We start from the raw sequence: 18,437 nt of genomic DNA, 5'->3' as shown, positions 1-18,437 counted from the left end.
ATCTTTCCGTAGGCCCGGTAAGCGTAGCGCTACCGGGCATCTGACGGCAATTACTCTTCGCCGTTAAAACCCGCACGATTGAGCAGGAACTGCGACAGTAACGCGACCGGACGACCGGTTGCGCCTTTGGCCTTACCGGAACGCCAGGCGGTACCTGCGATATCCAGATGCGCCCAGTTGTACTTACGGGTAAAGCGCGCCAGGAAGCAGCCCGCAGTAATTGCCCCGCCAGGACGACCGCCGATGTTCGCCATATCGGCGAAATTAGACTCCAGCTGTTCCTGGTACTCGTCACCCAGCGGCAGACGCCATGCGCGGTCGCCGGCCTGTTCGGACGCGCCAATCAGCTCGTGCGCCAGAGGATTGTGGTTCGACATCAGCCCTGTGATGTGATGGCCCAGCGCAATCACACAGGCACCGGTCAGCGTGGCCACGTCAATGACCGCTTCAGGCTCGAAGCGCTCAACGTAGGTCAGCACGTCGCACAGCACCAGACGGCCCTCGGCGTCGGTGTTCAGCACTTCAACGGTCTGGCCGGACATGGTCGTCAGAACATCACCCGGACGGTACGCACGACCGCCAGGCATGTTTTCACAGCCCGCCAGCACGCCAATGACGTTAATCGGCAACTGAAGTTCTGCCACCATACGCATCACGCCATACACTGCTGCTGCACCACACATGTCGTACTTCATCTCGTCCATGCCTTCGGCAGGCTTGATGGAGATACCGCCGGAATCGAAGGTCAGACCCTTACCAACCAGCACAATCGGACGCGCATCTTCAGACGGGTTACCTTTGTACTCGATAACCGACATCAGCGACTCATTCTGGGAGCCGTTGCCGACTGCCAGATAGGAGTGCATTCCCAGCTCTTTCATCTGCTGTTCGCCGATGACGCGGGTGATGACATTCTTACTGTAGGCGTCAGCCAGCTGACGTGCCTGAGAGGCCAGATACGCTGCGTTGCAGATGTTAGGCGGCATATTGCCCAGATCTTTTGCGGCTTTAATCCCGGCAGCAATCGCCAGACCGTGCTGGATAGCGCGTTCACCACTGGTCAGCTCGCGACGGGTCGGTACGTTAAAGACCATCTTACGCAGCGGACGACGTGGCTCGCTTTTGTTGGTTTTCAGCTGGTCGAAGCTGTACAGGCTCTCTTTTGCCGTTTCGACCGCCTGACGCACTTTCCAGTAGGTGTTACGGCCTTTGACGTGCAGCTCGGTCAGGAAGCAAACGGCTTCCATTGAGCCGGTATCATTCAGCGTATTAATCGTTTTCTGAATAACCTGCTTATACTGACGTTCATCCAGCTCGCGCTCTTTACCGCAGCCAATCAGCAGAATACGTTCAGACAGTACGTTTGGAACATGGTGCAGTAACAGCGTCTGCCCAGGTTTGCCTTCCAGTTCGCCACGGCGCAGCAGGGCGCTGATGTAGCCATCACTGATCTTATCGAGTTGCTCGGCGATCGGGGAGAGTCGGCGTGGTTCAAAGACGCCCACAACGATGCAGGCACTCCGCTGTTTCTCCGGGCTACCGCTTTTTACACTGAACTCCATGCACTACGCTCCTGAATCTTAAAGACAACAGCGGCTGCTACAGATAGAATTGAAACCTTTCGTAACTCATGTCCGCTGTTGTGGTGACTTCGTGTTAATCTTACGTTACTACGGTTTCGACACGTCAGAAAAAGTCCTGAAGCGTGAATCCGCCGGATGTTTTAATCTTAGCGATGATTTCGACGACTCAAGAGAATAAATGACGTTTAAGCCATGAAACAAGCGATTTTCCAGCAAAGAGACGGGTTTTTACGGGCGTATTTAAAGTGATAATCATAAGATATCTGGTGCGGGAGACGCTCAAAAGCCAGCTGGCGATCCTCTTCATCCTGCTGCTGATTTTTTTCTGTCAGAAGCTGGTCAGGATCCTCGGTGCGGCCGTTGACGGCGAAATTCCTACGAATCTGGTGCTTTCCCTGCTTGGTTTAGGGATCCCGGAAATGGCGCAGCTTATCCTGCCGCTAAGTCTTTTCCTCGGTCTGCTCATGACGCTCGGCAAGCTTTATACCGAGAGTGAAATCACCGTGATGCACGCCTGCGGCTTGAGTAAAGCCGTACTGGTGAAAGCCGCTATGGTTCTGGCGCTTTTCACAGGTATCGTTGCGGCGGTGAATGTGATGTGGGCGGGCCCAACGTCTTCCCGTCACCAGGATGAAGTGCTGGCAGAAGCCAAAGCAAACCCGGGTATGGCCGCACTGGCGCAGGGCCAGTTCCAGCAGGCGACGGACGGGAATTCTGTTCTCTTTATCGAAAGCGTGGATGGTAGCCGCTTTAACGATGTGTTCCTTGCTCAGCTCCGCACCAAAGGGAATGCCCGTCCTTCCGTCGTGGTGGCCGATTCGGGTCAACTGTCACAGCGTAAAGATGGCTCTCAGGTGGTGACGCTGAATAAAGGCACGCGCTTCGAAGGCACTGCGATGCTGCGCGATTTCCGCATCACCGATTTCCAGAACTACCAGGCCATTATTGGTCACCAGACCGTGGCGCTCGATCCAAGTGATACCGAGCAAATGGATATGCGCACCCTGTTCAATACGGACAACAACCGTGCGCGTGCCGAACTGCACTGGCGTATCACGCTAGTATTCGCCGTATTTATGATGGCTCTGATGGTCGTTCCGCTGAGCGTGGTTAACCCACGTCAGGGACGCGTGCTGTCAATGTTGCCAGCCATGCTGCTGTACCTGGTGTTCTTCCTGTTGCAGACCTCAATTAAGTCTAACGGTGGTAAGGGTAAAATTGACCCGTTCGTCTGGACCTGGGTGGTCAATGGTCTGTATCTGCTGCTGGCGGTGGGACTCAACCTGTGGGATACGGTGCCTGTGCGTCGCATTCGTGCCCGCTTCTCGCGTAAAGGAGCCCTCTAATGCAGGCGTTTGGCGTTCTTGACCGCTATATCGGTAAAACTATTTTTTCCACCATCATGATGACGTTGTTCATGCTGGTGTCGCTCTCCGGCATTATCAAATTTGTCGATCAGTTGAAAAAAGCCGGGCAGGGGAGCTATGACGCGCTGGGTGCGGGCATGTATACCCTGCTCAGCGTGCCAAAAGATGTGCAGATCTTCTTCCCGATGGCAGCCCTGCTGGGTGCGCTGTTGGGCTTAGGGATGCTGGCACAGCGCAGTGAACTGGTTGTTATGCAGGCTTCGGGCTTCACCCGTATGCAGGTTGCGCTGTCGGTGATGAAAACCGCGATCCCGCTGGTGCTGTTGACCATGGCAATTGGCGAGTGGGTGGCACCGCAGGGTGAGCAGATGGCGCGTAACTATCGTGCGCAGGCGATGTACGGTGGCTCATTGCTCTCAACGCAGCAAGGGTTGTGGGCAAAAGATGGTGACAGCTTCGTCTATATCGAACGTGTGAAGGGCGATGACGAACTGGGGGGCGTGAGTATTTACACCTTCAATAACGATCGTCGTTTGCTCTCCGTGCGTCACGCCTCTTCGGCCAAGTTTGACGCCGAGCATAAGCAGTGGCGGTTGTCGCAGGTGGATGAGTCAGACCTGACCGATCCAAAACAGATCTCCGGCTCTCAGACGGTGTCGGGCATGTGGAAAACCAAACTCACGCCGGACAAACTCGGCGTGGTGGCGCTGGATCCTGACGCTCTCTCCATCAGTGGTTTGCACAACTACGTGAAATACCTGAAGTCGAGCGGACAGGACGCCGGACGTTATCAGCTCAACATGTGGAGCAAAATCTTCCAGCCGTTGTCCGTGGCGGTGATGATGCTGATGGCACTGTCGTTTATCTTTGGCCCGTTGCGTAGCGTGCCGATGGGCGTGCGCGTGGTGACCGGGATCAGCTTCGGCTTTGTATTCTACGTTCTCGATCAGATCTTCGGCCCGCTGACGCTGGTTTATGGTATTCCGCCTGTTATCGGCGCGCTGCTGCCGAGCGCCAGCTTCTTCCTGATCAGCCTCTGGCTGATGCTGAAACGCTCCTGACAGACCTCTCCTCGCTTCCGGAGAACCGGAAGCGAGGCTAATCTCCTGTTTCACCCCGCACTTTTTCTCACAACCTTCAACGCCCCGCCGCGAATTTGAGTATTATTGAGCGATAAAGTCGTGAAGGGATCCTCTATGAAGCAAATTCGAATGCTGGCCCAGTACTACGTCGATCTGATGATGAAGCTTGGGCTGGTGCGTTTCTCCATGCTGCTGGCACTGGCGCTGGTCGTTCTGGCCATTGTCGTGCAGATGGCCGTAACCATGGTTCTGCACGGTCAGGTCGAGAGTATCGACGTGATCCGCTCCATCTTCTTTGGCTTGCTGATTACACCCTGGGCGGTCTATTTCCTCTCCGTGGTGGTTGAACAACTGGAGGAGTCCCGTCAGCGCCTGTCAAAACTGGTCGATAAACTGGAAGAGATGCGCGACCGCGATCTGAAGCTCAACGTTCAGCTAAAGGATAATATCGCCCAACTGAACCAGGAGATTTCGGATCGTGAGAAGGCGGAGGCTGAGCGCCAGGCGACGCTGGAGCAGCTGAAAATCGAAATGAAAGAGCGCGAGGTGACGCAGATCCAGCTTGAGCAGCAATCCTCTTTCCTGCGCTCGTTCCTTGATGCATCACCGGATCTGGTTTTCTACCGTAATGAAGATAAAGAGTTTTCCGGCTGTAACCGGGCGATGGAATTGCTGACCGGGAAGAGCGAGAAGCAGCTGATTCACCTGAAGCCGCAGGACGTATACTCCGAAGAGGCGGCCGCCAAAGTGATGGAGACGGACGAAAAAGTGTTCCGTCATAACGTCTCACTGACCTATGAACAGTGGCTGGATTACCCCGACGGGCGCAAAGCCTGCTTTGAGATCCGTAAGGTGCCGTACTACGACCGCGTGGGGAAACGCCACGGTCTGATGGGGTTTGGCCGCGATATCACCGAGCGTAAGCGCTATCAGGATGCCCTTGAACGTGCCAGCCGCGATAAAACCACCTTCATCTCCACCATCAGCCATGAACTGCGTACGCCACTTAACGGAATTGTCGGCCTGAGCCGCATTCTGCTGGACACCGAGCTCACCGCAGAACAGGAAAAATACCTTAAAACCATCCATGTCTCAGCGGTCACGCTGGGGAATATCTTCAACGATATTATCGATATGGATAAGATGGAACGCCGCAAAGTGCAGCTTGATAACCAGCCGGTTGATTTCACCGGTTTCCTTGCCGATCTGGAAAACCTGTCGGGTTTGCAGGCGCAGCAGAAGGGTCTGAGCTTTGTCATGGATCCCACGCTGCCGCTGCCGCACAAGGTGGTTACCGACGGCACGCGTCTGCGCCAGATCCTGTGGAACCTTATCAGCAATGCGGTCAAATTTACCCAGAAGGGGCAGGTCTCGGTACGTATTCGCTATGACCAGGGCGACATGCTGCACTTTGAGGTGGAAGACTCCGGCATTGGGATTCCGCAGGAAGAGCAGGACAAAATCTTTGCGATGTACTATCAGGTGAAGGACAGCAACGGCGGCAAGCCCGCTACCGGCACAGGAATTGGTCTGGCGGTGTCTAAACGCCTTGCGAAGAGCATGGGCGGTGATATTACCGTCGCCAGCCATCCGGGCAAAGGCTCAACCTTCACGCTGACGGTGCACGCGCCGGCGGTGGCGGAAGAGGTGGAAGATACCTTCGAAAACGACGATATGCCGCTGCCTGCGCTGCATGTCCTGCTGGTGGAAGATATTGAGCTTAACGTAATTGTCGCACGCTCTGTCCTGGAAAAACTGGGCAACAGCGTGGATGTGGCGATGACCGGTAAAGCCGCGCTGGAGATGTTTAAGCCGGGTGAATATGATCTCGTTCTGCTGGATATTCAGTTGCCGGACATGACCGGGCTGGATATTTCCCGTGAACTGACGAGCCAGTACGCTGCCGACGAACTGCCGCCGCTGGTGGCGTTGACGGCGAACGTGCTGAAAGATAAAAAAGAGTACCTCGATGCCGGTATGGATGATGTACTTAGCAAGCCGCTGGCGGTGCCTGCCCTGACCGCCATGATCAAGAAGTTCTGGGATACCCATGATGAAGAGGAGAACACCATGACGTCTGTGGATAGCGCGAAAGCCCAAACGATACTCGATACCGCGATGCTGGAGCAGTACATCGATCTGGTTGGTCCAAAACTGATTACCGACGGTCTGGCGGTATTTGAAAAAATGATGCCAGGCTATCTGAGCGTGCTGGAGTCAAATCTGACAGCGCGGGATCAGAAAGGCATTGTGGAAGAAGGGCATAAAATCAAAGGTGCGGCCGGCTCGGTCGGCTTACGTCACCTGCAGCAGCTGGGACAACAGATTCAGTCACCTGATTTACCTGCCTGGGAAGATAACGTAGGTGATTGGGTTGAAGAGATGAAACAAGAGTGGCAGAACGATGTGGCGGTGCTTAAAGCCTGGGTGGACGCCAGAAAAAAATGACCCCGGCTTAACCGGGGTGCGCGAATACTGCGCCAACACCAGGGAAATTGTGGCTGCGCCTGTTTTTTTGTGTTGTTTTCGTATGGACGCCGCCTGAAAATTTAGGCCGCACGCAAATAAGATAGCAAATCTTAAATGGTTTGTTACAGGAATCAGTGAAATGTGTGAAGCATAGCGTTTTAATCAAAATTAATTATGTGCTTCAGCGAGTTGCAGAGAAGGATCGTCATGATGAAAAAGATTGGTGTCGTACTGAGCGGATGTGGCGTTTACGATGGTTCTGAGATACACGAAGCCGTCATCACATTGCTGGCCCTGGCAAGAGAGGGGGCTGAAGTCATTTGCTTCGCGCCAGACAAAAATCAGGCTGATGTCATTAATCATCTGACCGGGGAGCCGATGGCGGAAACCCGTAACGTCCTGATTGAAGCCGCGCGTATTGCGCGTGGCGAAATTCATCCTCTGATTCAGGCAGACGCCGCAGAGCTTGATGCGTTAATTGTGCCGGGCGGGTTTGGGGCGGCTAAAAACCTCAGCACGTTTGCCACGCAAGGCGCCGGGTGTCAGGTTGATCCGCATTTAAAAGCGTTATCACAGGCCATGCATGCGGCGGGTAAACCGCAGGGCTTTATCTGCATCGCTCCGGCCATGCTTCCGACAATTTTTGATTTCCCGCTGCGCCTGACCATCGGGACCGATATTGATACAGCGGAAATCATCGAGGAGATGGGGGGCGAGCATATCCCTTGTCCGGTGGATGACATTGTGGTGGATGAAGACAATAAAATCGTCACCACACCCGCGTATATGCTGGCGCAGACTATCGCGGAAGCCGCTTCAGGCATTGAAAAGCTGGTGGCCAGAGTGCTGGTGCTGACTGAATGAGGCGTCAATTCGCCGCAGGCGCCTGGGTAAAACGTATTCTTTGGCGTGCCGTGCTGGTGCTGGCGGTGTTCTGGGGCGGCGGACTGGCATTATTCAGCATTCTGCCGGTTCCGTTTTCTGCCGTGATGGTTGAGCGTCAGCTGAGCGCGTGGTTCACCGGTGACTTCAGCTATGTTGCCCACTCTGACTGGGTGAGCACAGATGAAATCTCCCCGTGGATGGGGCTGGCGGTGATAGCGGCGGAGGATCAGAAATTCCCGGAGCACTGGGGGTTTGACGTGGCGGCAATCGAGAAAGCGCTCGCCCATAATGAACGCCATGAAAACCGCGTGCGCGGCGCATCGACGCTGTCACAACAGACGGCCAAAAACCTGTTTTTGTGGGATGGCCGCAGCTGGGTGCGAAAAGGGCTGGAAGCCGGATTGACCCTGGGGATGGAAACGGTCTGGAGCAAGAAACGTATTCTGACGGTGTATCTGAACATTGCCGAGTTTGGTGATGGCGTGTTTGGTGTCGAAGCCGCGTCGCAGCGATATTTCAATAAACCTGCCAGCCGGCTGAGCCTCTCTGAAGCTGCGCTGTTGGCCGCGGTCTTGCCTAACCCAATTCGCTTTAAAGCTGATGCCCCCTCAGGCTATGTGCGAAACCGACAGGCGTGGATCATGCGCCAGATGCGGCAGCTGGGAGGAGAAGGGTTTATGGCGAGAAATAAATTGATGTAAGGCGGGTAAGCGTAGCGCTACCCGCCATGAAAGAGGCGTTAGTCTTCGTCAAACCCGGCGTTAAACAGCGCAATCACCGCCGCCAGCGCTTCCTCTTCCTGTGGACCGGTAGCTTCTACTTCAATCTGGCGGCCTTTGGCGGAGTCCAGCATCAGCAGCGCAATCACGCTGTTCGCTTCCGCCTCGGTACCTTCATCGTTACGCAGCAGAACTTCTGCATCGAAACCCTGCATCAGCTCAAACAGTTTCATCGCCGGACGTGCATGCATGCCCAGCTTATTGGTGATCTCAACGGTTTGTTTTACGGTCATGTTTTACGTTTTTCCAGCGTGCGATGACGGGACTGAACGTTCTTTCCGCGTGAGCGGAAATAGTCGGCCAGCTGTTCGGCGATATAGACCGAACGATGTTTACCGCCGGTACAGCCAATCGCCACGGTCAGGTAGCTACGATTGTTTGTCTCCAGCATAGGTAACCATAGCTCAAGGTAGCTTCGCGTCTGGTAGATAAAATTGTGAACTTCTGTGTGTCTGTCGAGGAAGGCCGCGACGGGCTTATCGAGACCGGTCATTGGACGCAGCTTCGGATCCCAGTGCGGGTTCGGCAGGAAGCGCACGTCGAAAACATAATCCGCATCGATAGGAATACCGTGCTTAAAGCCGAATGACTCGAACACCATCGTCAGTTCACGCTCGCGTTTGCCCAGTAAACGGGTACGCAGCATTTCCGCCAGCTCATGCACGGACATTTCGGACGTATCGACAATCAGGTCAGCACGGGAACGCAGCGGTTCCAGCAGATCGCTCTCTTCGTCGATAGCACTTTCCAGCGAGAGGTTCTTGCTGGAAAGCGGGTGCAAACGACGGGTATCGCTGTAGCGACGGATCAGAGTATTGCGGTCTGCATCGAGGAACAGCAACTGAGGCGAGAATGAATCAGGCAAGTTGCTCATTGCCTGTTCAAAGATTTCTGGCGATTCAGGCATGTTACGAACGTCGATACTGACGGCGGCAGAGATTTGCCTCTCCGCAAGCGTGCGTGCCAGGTCGGGCAACAGCACGACCGGCAGGTTATCTACGCAGTAAAACCCCATGTCTTCCAGCGCGCGCAGGGCCACGGATTTCCCGGACCCTGAACGGCCACTGACAATCATCAGCACCATGTTCCGTTTCTCCTCAGGACAACAGATGTGAAGGCCATCTCCTGGTTATGCATCATCCTGATTGCCTTCTACTTCAGTGATAATTTGATATAGCTCTTCATCACTTTGGGCTGCGCGCAGTCGACGGCAAATGGTTTTATCGGCCAGGCGTTTTGCGACCAGCGAAAGCGTATGCAAATGGGTTTTCGTCTGGTCGGCAGGCACCAGCAGCGCGAAGAGGAGATCGACGGGCTGATTATCGATGGCATCGAAGGCGATAGGCGTCTCCAGCTGCACAAACACACCGACGGCACGCAGGGTGTCCTCTTCCAGTTTGCCGTGCGGGATCGCGATGCCGTTGCCGATGCCGGTACTGCCCATTTTTTCACGGGTCAGGATCGCTTCGAACACGACCTGCGGCGGCAGGCCCAGCTGTTTTGCGGCCAGTTCACTGATGATCTCCAGCGCACGTTTTTTGCTCTGGCAGTGAACAGCACTGCGCGTACATTCCTGGTTAAGGACATTGCTCAGTTGAAGAGCGGAATCGTTGTTCATCATAATTTCACCTAAGCGCTAACTGTACAAACGGCCTGTTGTGTTTCACAACAGGCCTTCCTGCACCCGTTAACTGCCCGGACAATTAGTGTTGTTTCAGTTTGTCTTTATGTTTATTGAGCTGTCGTGCAAGCTTATCAATCAAGCCGTCGATAGCAGCGTACATGTCTTGCCCTTCCGCACTGGCATGGAGCTCACCCCCGTTGACATGCAGGGTCGCATCCGAGATATGAGTCACTTTCTCCACTTTCAATACAACATAGACCTGGTTGATCCTTTCGAAATACTGCTCGAGTTTCGCGAATTTAGCATTCACAAAATCACGTAAAGCCTCAGTAATCTCGACGTTATGTCCTGTGATATTGAGCTGCATAGTGTCTTCCTTATCGGTTGTGTCAGACCAGCTGTTTACGCTGGTTAGACGGCGGAATGGATAAAGACTCTCGATACTTCGCAACAGTTCGGCGTGCCACCATAATACCCTGGTCGGACAGTATGGTGGTTAACTTACTGTCGCTCAGTGGCTTCGCGGGGTTCTCCGCGGCGATCAACTTCTTCACCAGGGCGCGAATGGCCGTTGACGACGCTTCGCCGCCGCCCTCGGTATTCACATGGCTGGAGAAGAAATACTTAAGCTCAAAAATACCGCGTGGGCTGTGCAAATACTTCTGCGTGGTCACGCGGGAAATGGTTGATTCATGCATCTCGACGGCCTGGGCGATATCCGCCAGCACCATCGGTTTCATATACTCTTCGCCCTGCTCAAAGAACGCCTGCTGCTGTTCGACAATACAGCGGCTTACGCGGAGCAGCGTATCATTTCGGCTCTCCAGACTTTTGATCAACCATCGCGCTTCCTGCAAATTGCTACGAATGTATTGATTATCGGAGTCGTTACGCACGCTGGTGCACATGGAGGCATACTGCTGGTTGATTTGCAGGCGAGGGATGCTGTCTGAGTTCAGTTCAACGACCCAGCGGTCATTGTGTTTTCTGACCAGCACATCCGGGATGACGTACTCGGGTTCGCTGGTCTGAATGGACTGGCCGGGGCGCGGATCGAGGGACTGAATCAGATTGACCGCCTCTTTCAGCACCTCTTCTTTCAGGCGCGTGACGCGCATCAGGCTGCGGAAATCGTGATTGGCCAGAAGATCCAGATGGTCGCTGATGATCAAGCGGGCTTCATCAAGCCATGGCGTCTCTTTGCTGAACTGAGAAAGCTGAATAAGCAGGCAGTCGCGCAGATCTTTTGCGGCCACCCCAACCGGATCGAAACGCTGAATGCGCTTCAGAACGGCTTCTATCTCCTCGAGTTCAATCTCTTCGTCACCCATGCTTTCCAGAATTTCGTCCAGCGTGACGGTCAGATAACCGGTGTCATCCACGGCATCGACAATGGATGTCGCAATCGCGCGGTCGGTATCGGAGAAAGGGGTAAGTTCCACCTGCCACATCAGGTAATCCTGCAGTGACTGGGTAGTTTCACCCTGATAAACCGGTAGCTCATCGTCCTGGTAGTCTGCACGCGTACCGGAAGGGGTTCCGGCGGTGTAGATTTCATCCCAGCTGGCATCCAGCGGAAGCTCGTCCGGCATCTCTTTTTGTTCGAGCGCATCGGCGGTGTCGAGTGCTTCAGTATCCTGCGACTGCTGGGTATCTACCTCTTCATGAAGATCGGCTTGCTCCAGCAACGGATTGCTATCCAGCGCTTGCTGGAGCTCCTGCTGGAGTTCTAAGGTGGACAGTTGCAACAGGCGAATCGCCTGCTGTAGCTGCGGCGTCATCGCCAGTTGTTGGCTGAGCCGTAATTGCAAACCTTGCTTCATGTTCAGAGCATTTTTCTCCGGTTCGGCGTTACATTACCTCTACCCTATCAGAGTCTGAAGTCTTCCCCAAGGTAGACACGCTTAACATGATCATCTTCGAGGATCTGCTGCGGCGTACCGTGGGCGATCAGATTGCCCTGGCTCACGATGTATGCGCGTTCGCACACGGCCAGCGTTTCACGGACGTTATGGTCAGTGATCAGTACGCCAAGCCCGCTGTCGCGCAGATGCTCAATGATACGTTTAATGTCGATAACGGAGATCGGGTCAACGCCTGCAAACGGTTCATCCAGAAGGATAAATTTCGGGTTTGCAGCCAGCGCACGTGCAATCTCAACGCGACGGCGTTCACCACCGGACAGCGCCTGACCGAGGCTGTCGCGCAGATGTTCGATATGGAACTCTTCCATCAGCTCGTTAGCCCGGTCCTGACGCTGTTCGCTGGTCAGATCGTCACGAATTTGCAGGACGGCCATCAGGTTATCAAAGACGCTCAGGCGGCGGAAAATGGACGCTTCCTGCGGCAGATAGCCGATACCGCGACGCGCACGCGCATGCAGCGGCAGAAGACTGATATCTTCATCATCAATGACGATGTTGCCCGCATCGCGCGACACAATGCCAACGACCATGTAGAAGGTTGTGGTCTTGCCCGCACCGTTAGGGCCAAGCAGGCCTACAATTTCGCCGGAGTTGACGGTCAGACTGACATCTTCTACGACACGGCGGCCCTTATAGGCCTTCGCGAGATTTTTTGCAGTTAATGTTGCCATAACGAATTAGTTACTCTTCTTCTGTGCCGGGGCCTGACCCTTACCTTTGTCCTGCAGCTGCGACGGAACCAGCACGGTGGTTACGCGTTTGCCTTTCTCGCTGGAGGCCTGCATTTTTTGCTCTTTCACCAGATAGGTGATCTGGTCGCCGGTGATGTTGCTGTCCAGCTGTTCCAGATAAGCGTTACCGGTCAGGATGACCAGGTCCTTCGCCAGCTCATAGTGCATATGTGTGGCGCGGCCTTTCACGGGTTTGCCGTTATCCTGCATCTGGTAGAAGGTTGCCGGGTTGCCATAGCCATCAATGATCTCTTTGCCTTGCTCGCCACCGGGACGGGTAACGACCACTTTGTCGGCGTTGATTTTAATGGTGCCCTGGGTCATGACGACGTTACCGGTAAAGGTAACGACATTGCCTTGCATATCAAGCGACTGCGTGTCGGACTCGATATGGATAGGCTGGTCAGTATCGCCCGTTACAGCAAGCGCGGGAAGACTGGTCGCCAGCATCGCACTGGCGATAATTACTTTAAGGCTGAGTTTGTTTGTTTTGAATTTCATAGGAGGTTCTAACCTTTTCAATCAGCTCGGCGTTTTTGCTGCGTAAGTTCCCGCGCATTCTTAAACCGCTGGAATTAAATGTTGTGCCATACAGTGTGACCAGATCCTGCGACGTCACGTCCTGGGTCACGAGGTTGATCTGTGCATTATCCGTCGTGATTTTGCGCAGTTGTGAGTCAGCGGTCAGGGCGTTGACTTCAACGTGGCCATACAGATAAAGCATACGGTCATTCGTCAGTTTTGCCCGGTCAGATTTAATCGACCACGTCGGCACTTTGTCTTTATCAAACGTGGTCATGACTGGCTGGGTAAACCACGAAATACCGTCATCTGAAAAATATTCAACATGCTGGGCAATCAGGCGATAGTTCAGCGCACCTTCCGGGCTGTAGACCACGGTGTCACTGTGATCGCTTTTATAGGTTGGCTCGCTCGTATTGACCACTTCCGTCTGCGTATCGTCGCGATCGGCAAGGTTCACGCCAATCAATACCAGTGCGACAAGCGAAAGCAGAATGATAACCCAACGTCTGGTTTTACTCATATCGATTGCCCTTTGGCCTCATCAAGCTTGCCCTGCGCCAGCAAAAGCAGATCGCAGACTTCACGTACGGCACCACGGCCACCGTTGATATGGGTGACATAGTCAGCGCGCGGGATCAGCAGCGGATGCGCATCGGCCACGGCGATACTCAGACCGACTTCAGCCATCACCGGCCAGTCAATCAGATCGTCCCCGACATAGGCCACGTTTTCCGGCGCGACAGCCAGTTTACCCAGTAAATCGTTGAACGCCGCCATCTTATCGGACTGACCCTGATACAGATGGGTAATGCCTAACGTTTCACAACGGTCTTCTACCAGTTTAGCTTTCCGACCGGTGATGATGGCAACGTCGATGCCTGATGTGAGCGCACAACGAATACCGTAGCCATCGCGAACGTTAAACGCTTTCAGCTCTTCACCATTATTGCCCATGTAAATCAGGCCATCAGAGAGTACCCCATCCACATCCAGGATGAGCAGGCGAATGTTTTCCGCCTTTGCCATCATATGGGTACTGACCGGACCATAACAGGTTGCAAGGGATGCACCCGCATTACTCATTGTCTTATCCTTCATTACACTACGCCTGCGCGCAGCAGATCATGCATATGTACCACACCCAGCAACTGGTCGCCATCGGCAACCATCACTGAGGTGATATGACGGGACTGCATCAGGTTCAGCACATCCACCGCCAGCGTACCCGGACGAACACGGATACCGCCGGACGTCATCACATCAGCGATGCCCAGCGTGCGAACATCAACACCCATGTCGAACACGCGGCGCAGGTCGCCATCGGTGAAGATCCCCTGGATCTTCATCAGGTCGTCACACACAACCGTCATACCCAGATTCTTGCGGGTGATCTCCAGCAGCGCATCGCGCAGGGAGGCCTCTTTACTGACGTGAGGGATCTCATCGCCAGTGTGCATAATATCGTTAACCCGAAGCAGAAGCTTACGCCCGAGCGCGCCACCTGGGTGGGAAAGCGCGAAATCTTCCGGGGTAAAACCGCGGGCTTCCAGCAACGCAACGGCAAGCGCATCGCCCATGACCAGCGCAGCGGTCGTGCTGGACGTTGGAGCAAGACCCAGCGGGCAGGCTTCTTTAGGCACTTTCACGCACAGGTGAATATCCGCCGCGCGCGCCATGCTACTTTCCGGGCGGCTGGTCATGCAAATAAGCGGAACCCGCAGCCGCTTCAGCACGGGGATCAGCGCCAGGATCTCATTAGACTCACCGGAGTTCGATAGCGCGATGACGATATCCTGCGGCGTTACCATGCCCAGATCGCCGTGCGCGGCTTCCCCCGGGTGTACAAAGAAGGAAGAGGTTCCGGTGCTGGCAAACGTTGCCGCCATTTTGCGCCCAATGTGACCGGACTTGCCCATGCCCATCACCACGACTTTACCGGCACAGTAGAACATCTTCTCACATGCCAGACTAAAATCCTGATTAATGTACTGATCTAACTGCGCCAGACCTTCACGTTCAATCTCCAGAACCTCTTTGCCTGCTTTCTGAAAGTCAAAACCCGGCTGCAATTCTATTTGCGACATAATGCGTTTCCGTTTACCCAGAGAGAAGAGGCGAAAGCCAGTACAGCATCGCCATCCATACGATAAATCCACCCGTCAGCAGCGCCCCTGCGCCTTTGCCGATCTGTCGTTGCCGCCGCCAGCAGAGCAGGGCAAAAATGACGCTGACCAGCAACATCACCCCGTAATCGCGTGAGAATGCCAGGGGGTTAAAAGGCCCGGGCGTTATCAGGGCCGGCAGACCCATCACGATGGCGATATTAAAAATGTTTGAACCGATAATATTGCCTATGGCAATGTCATCTTCACCTTTACGTGCCCCTGCGATAGCGGTGGCCAGTTCTGGCAGACTGGTGCCAATGGCAATGACCGTCAGGCCAATGGTGAGCTCACTCATGGCGAAATAGTTCGCCAGCACCGTGGCGTTATCGACGACCATGCGCGTGGCCATAGGCATGATGATCAGCGCGACGCCGAGCCACAGCAGCGCCACAGGCAGCGTGCCTTCACGCGGGAGTTCGGCGACCTGCTCTCGCGTCAGGCTGTCCTGGCCCTGTTTTTCTGCCAGACGGGCGATTTTAACACTATACAGCAGCCAGATAACGGCCAGCGCCAGCAAGAAAATGCCGTCACCGTAGCTCAGTACGCCATCATAAAATACGCACCCTGCCAGCAGGCTTACGATTAACATTAGCGGCAATTCACGACGCAGAACATCAGAATGCACGCGAAATGGATGGAGCAGGGCCGCCAGGCCAAGGATCAGTAAGATATTGACGATGTTGGAACCAATCGCGGTGCCGACGGCAAGGTCTAACTGACCATGCAGTGATGCCGTGACAGAGACGATGATTTCAGGAAGCGAGGTGCCGACACTGACCACGGTCATCCCGATGACGACAGGCGGTACGCCAGTCAGGCGGCACAGGATAGATGCAGCAAATACCAAACGGTCAGCACTGTAGACCACCAAAAGTAAACCAATTATTAACAGTGCTGTTGCTAAAAGCATCAAAAGTCCTTTCTTCAGGTATACTCGTCGGTCCATCGCGCAGGAATGGAATGGCAGGACTGCATACAGTCTGAGGCGTAACGAATTCCTAATTTTGACTTTATGCGCCGGAAAAGTAAAACAAATGCCAGCTTTCGCTAACCTCAACGGCTAATATTCTGTAAAAATGCTGAGTTTAGGGCTGATTCAGTCTGCATGCTTAACGTGAGCAGGGTAAGAAAGGAACCATAAATGAGCCAAACTATGGCGAATTTAGTTGATGTCCGGGGTGTGAGTTTTTCTCGCGCCAACAGATTGATATTCGATGATATTTCGTTGACCGTACCGCGTGGCAAGATCACTGCCATCATGGGGCCGTCCGGGATCGGTAAAACGACCTTGCTGCGCCTTATTGGTGGCCAGATCCCACCCGATAGCGGTGAAATCCTCTTTGACGGCGAAAACATCCCCGAGATGTCACGATCGCGCCTGTATACTGTTCGTAAACGCATGAGTATGCTTTTCCAGTCGGGAGCGTTGTTCACTGACATGAACGTCTTTGATAACGTGGCCTATCCGCTGCGCGAACACACCAGTCTGCCGCCAGAGCTGCTGAAAAGTACGGTGATGATGAAGCTTGAGGCCGTTGGGCTGCGAGGGGCTGCAAAACTGATGCCCTCAGAGTTGTCCGGCGGTATGGCACGCCGCGCCGCGCTGGCACGCGCCATCGCCTTAGAACCCGATTTAATCATGTTCGACGAACCGTTCGTCGGGCAGGACCCTATCACGATGGGCGTGCTGGTGAAGCTCATCTCTGAACTGAACAGCGCGCTCGGCGTAACCTGCATTGTGGTTTCTCACGATGTACCGGAAGTGTTGAGCATCGCCGACTATGCCTACATTGTGGCAGACAAAAGGATCGTCGCGCATGGCAGCGCTCAGGCGTTGCAGGAAAACTGCGATCCGCGTGTACGGCAGTTCCTCGACGGCATTGCGGATGGGCCTGTGCCGTTCCGCTACCCGGCGGGCGACTATCGTGACGATTTACTGGGAATAGGGAGTTAAGCCACTGATGCTGTTAAATGCATTGGCCGCTCTTGGACACCGTGGCATAAAAACCATCAGGACGTTCGGGCGTGCCGGATTGATGTTGTTCAACGCGCTGGTCGGCAAGCCGGAATTTCGTAAGCATGCACCGCTACTGGTGCGGCAGCTCTATAATGTCGGCGTGCTGTCGATGCTCATCATCATTGTCTCCGGTCTGTTTATCGGTATGGTGCTGGGGCTGCAGGGCTACCTCGTTCTGACGACCTACAGCGCCGAAACCAGCCTCGGCATGCTGGTGGCGCTGTCGCTGCTGCGTGAACTGGGGCCGGTGGTGGCGGCGCTGTTGTTCGCCGGGCGTGCAGGGTCGGCATTGACCGCTGAAATTGGCCTGATGCGTGCGACCGAGCAGCTTTCCAGCATGGAGATGATGGCGGTCGACCCGCTGCGTCGTGTGATCTCGCCACGCTTCTGGGCGGGGGTGATTTCCTTACCGCTCCTGACGATCCTCTTTGTCGCCGTGGGTATCTGGGGCGGCTCGCTGGTTGGCGTTCACTGGAAGGGCATCGATGCGGGCTTCTTCTGGTCGGCCATGCAGGACGCCATCGATCTGCGAATGGATCTGGTTAACTGTCTGATTAAAAGCGTGGTATTTGCCATTACGGTCACCTGGATCGCCTTGTTCAATGGCTATGATGCGATCCCGACCTCGGCGGGCATCAGCCGTGCAACTACACGTACTGTCGTACATTCGTCGCTGGCCGTACTGGGTCTGGATTTTGTGCTCACCGCACTGATGTTTGGGAATTGAGTTCATGCAAACGAGAAAAAATGAAATTTGGGTCGGCGTGTTCCTGTTACTGGCGTTGCTGGCCGCGCTGTTTATCTGCCTGAGAGCGGCGGATATCACGTCTGTGCGCACCGAGCCGACTTATCGCATTTATGCGACCTTTGATAACATCGGCGGGCTGAAGGCGCGCTCGCCGGTACGTATAGGCGGGGTGGTCATCGGGCGCGTCTCTGACATTACGCTTGATGAGAAAACCTATCTGCCGCGCGTGTCGATGGATATTGAAGAGCGTTACAACCATATCCCGGACACCAGCTCGCTTTCTATCCGCACTTCCGGCCTCCTGGGTGAGCAATATCTGGCGCTTAACGTCGGTTTTGAAGACCCGGAGCTGGGAACGACTATCCTTAAAGACGGTAGCGTAATCCAGGATACGAAGTCCGCGATGGTACTGGAGGATATGATTGGTCAGTTCCTTTATAACAGTAAAGGAGATGATAAGAAGTCCGACGCTGCCCCTGCGCAGAGCGAAGATCCTGCCAGTGTCGCACCGACACCAGGCACGACGAATTAATTTCA

At 54.5% G+C, this 18,437-nt stretch carries 20 protein-coding genes; 8 read left to right on the top strand and 12 right to left on the bottom strand.

From position 1 onward, the window contains the following. Positions 1-50: 50 nt before the first annotated feature. Positions 51-1,562, bottom strand: a complete 1,512-nt coding sequence (pepA, locus tag HV340_RS20485; protein WP_014171826.1) for a leucyl aminopeptidase — start codon at positions 1,560-1,562, stop codon at positions 51-53. A 266-nt stretch (positions 1,563-1,828) separates the two neighbouring features. Between pepA and lptF the strand changes: the two genes are divergently transcribed. The 5 genes from lptF to mtgA all read left to right on the top strand — a co-directional run bounded on the left by lptF (position 1,829) and on the right by mtgA (position 8,087). After that, entirely contained in the window at positions 1,829-2,929 is a 1,101-nt protein-coding gene (gene lptF, locus HV340_RS20480) for an LPS export ABC transporter permease LptF (RefSeq protein WP_014171825.1), read from the top strand. Continuing rightward, complete coding sequence (gene lptG / locus HV340_RS20475) at positions 2,929-4,011, top strand: LPS export ABC transporter permease LptG (RefSeq protein WP_014171824.1); 1,083 nt, start codon at positions 2,929-2,931, stop codon at positions 4,009-4,011. Before lptF ends, lptG begins: the two co-directional genes overlap by 1 nt. A 135-nt stretch (positions 4,012-4,146) precedes the next feature. Continuing rightward, positions 4,147-6,480 (top strand): aerobic respiration two-component sensor histidine kinase ArcB, encoded by a 2,334-nt coding sequence (gene arcB / locus HV340_RS20470; RefSeq protein ID WP_181216200.1) that lies wholly within the window; start codon positions 4,147-4,149, stop codon positions 6,478-6,480. A gap of 231 nt (positions 6,481-6,711) precedes the next feature. Further along, positions 6,712-7,365: an isoprenoid biosynthesis glyoxalase ElbB gene (gene elbB / locus HV340_RS20465; protein ID WP_032670144.1), complete on the top strand. Its 654-nt coding sequence runs from the start codon at positions 6,712-6,714 to the stop codon at positions 7,363-7,365. Next, positions 7,362-8,087 carry a monofunctional biosynthetic peptidoglycan transglycosylase gene (gene mtgA, locus HV340_RS20460; protein WP_014171821.1) on the top strand — a complete coding sequence of 242 codons (726 nt, stop codon included), beginning with the start codon at positions 7,362-7,364 and terminating at the stop codon, positions 8,085-8,087. Before elbB ends, mtgA begins: the two co-directional genes overlap by 4 nt. 38 nt (positions 8,088-8,125) lie before the next feature. Here the strand turns inward: mtgA and npr are convergent, their stop codons facing one another. The 11 genes from npr to HV340_RS20405 form a co-directional block, all read right to left on the bottom strand. Beyond that, positions 8,126-8,398, bottom strand: a complete 273-nt coding sequence (npr, locus tag HV340_RS20455; RefSeq protein ID WP_003861872.1) for a PTS phosphocarrier protein NPr — start codon at positions 8,396-8,398, stop codon at positions 8,126-8,128. Then, a complete protein-coding gene (rapZ, locus tag HV340_RS20450) occupies positions 8,395-9,249 on the bottom strand; it encodes an RNase adapter RapZ (RefSeq protein ID WP_014171820.1) in 855 nt (284 codons plus the stop codon). The genes npr and rapZ overlap by 4 nt, the downstream gene beginning before the upstream one ends. A 45-nt stretch (positions 9,250-9,294) precedes the next feature. Further along, complete coding sequence (ptsN, locus tag HV340_RS20445) at positions 9,295-9,786, bottom strand: PTS IIA-like nitrogen regulatory protein PtsN (RefSeq protein ID WP_181216199.1); 492 nt, start codon at positions 9,784-9,786, stop codon at positions 9,295-9,297. An 82-nt stretch (positions 9,787-9,868) separates the two neighbouring features. Then, complete coding sequence (gene hpf / locus HV340_RS20440; protein ID WP_014171818.1) at positions 9,869-10,156, bottom strand: ribosome hibernation promoting factor; 288 nt, start codon at positions 10,154-10,156, stop codon at positions 9,869-9,871. Between the two features lie 22 nt (positions 10,157-10,178). Then, complete coding sequence (gene rpoN / locus HV340_RS20435; protein ID WP_014171817.1) at positions 10,179-11,612, bottom strand: RNA polymerase factor sigma-54; 1,434 nt, start codon at positions 11,610-11,612, stop codon at positions 10,179-10,181. A gap of 47 nt (positions 11,613-11,659) precedes the next feature. Then, the gene (gene lptB, locus HV340_RS20430; protein WP_014171816.1) at positions 11,660-12,385 is read right to left on the bottom strand and encodes an LPS export ABC transporter ATP-binding protein; all 726 of its coding nucleotides are present in this window, start codon (positions 12,383-12,385) and stop codon (positions 11,660-11,662) included. Between the two features lie 6 nt (positions 12,386-12,391). Next, complete coding sequence (gene lptA / locus HV340_RS20425) at positions 12,392-12,946, bottom strand: lipopolysaccharide ABC transporter substrate-binding protein LptA (RefSeq protein ID WP_020883526.1); 555 nt, start codon at positions 12,944-12,946, stop codon at positions 12,392-12,394. Next, on the bottom strand, positions 12,915-13,490 hold the full coding sequence (gene lptC, locus HV340_RS20420; RefSeq protein WP_014171814.1) for an LPS export ABC transporter periplasmic protein LptC: 576 nt from the start codon (positions 13,488-13,490) through the stop codon (positions 12,915-12,917). The genes lptA and lptC overlap by 32 nt, the downstream gene beginning before the upstream one ends. Next, complete coding sequence (gene kdsC / locus HV340_RS20415) at positions 13,487-14,053, bottom strand: 3-deoxy-manno-octulosonate-8-phosphatase KdsC (protein ID WP_014171813.1); 567 nt, start codon at positions 14,051-14,053, stop codon at positions 13,487-13,489. Before kdsC ends, lptC begins: the two co-directional genes overlap by 4 nt. A gap of 14 nt (positions 14,054-14,067) precedes the next feature. After that, a complete protein-coding gene (gene kdsD, locus HV340_RS20410) occupies positions 14,068-15,054 on the bottom strand; it encodes an arabinose-5-phosphate isomerase KdsD (protein WP_020883527.1) in 987 nt (328 codons plus the stop codon). Positions 15,055-15,067: 13 nt separating this feature from the next. Next, positions 15,068-16,045: a calcium/sodium antiporter gene (locus tag HV340_RS20405; protein ID WP_020883528.1), complete on the bottom strand. Its 978-nt coding sequence runs from the start codon at positions 16,043-16,045 to the stop codon at positions 15,068-15,070. 231 nt (positions 16,046-16,276) lie between these two features. Between HV340_RS20405 and mlaF the strand changes: the two genes are divergently transcribed. From mlaF to mlaD, 3 genes are read left to right on the top strand one after another with little or no spacing between them, the layout of a single operon-like run. Next, positions 16,277-17,089 (top strand): phospholipid ABC transporter ATP-binding protein MlaF, encoded by an 813-nt coding sequence (gene mlaF, locus HV340_RS20400; RefSeq protein ID WP_020883529.1) that lies wholly within the window; start codon positions 16,277-16,279, stop codon positions 17,087-17,089. A gap of 7 nt (positions 17,090-17,096) precedes the next feature. Next, complete coding sequence (mlaE, locus tag HV340_RS20395) at positions 17,097-17,879, top strand: lipid asymmetry maintenance ABC transporter permease subunit MlaE (RefSeq protein WP_010436044.1); 783 nt, start codon at positions 17,097-17,099, stop codon at positions 17,877-17,879. Positions 17,880-17,883: 4 nt separating this feature from the next. After that, positions 17,884-18,432 carry an outer membrane lipid asymmetry maintenance protein MlaD gene (gene mlaD / locus HV340_RS20390; protein WP_025202923.1) on the top strand — a complete coding sequence of 183 codons (549 nt, stop codon included), beginning with the start codon at positions 17,884-17,886 and terminating at the stop codon, positions 18,430-18,432. Positions 18,433-18,437 lie beyond the last annotated feature (5 nt).

It is taken from the genome of Enterobacter sp. RHBSTW-00975 (assembly GCF_013615235.1).
GTDB lineage: Bacteria > Pseudomonadota > Gammaproteobacteria > Enterobacterales > Enterobacteriaceae > Enterobacter > Enterobacter ludwigii.
This window is presented reverse-complemented; position numbering and strand designations above follow the sequence as displayed.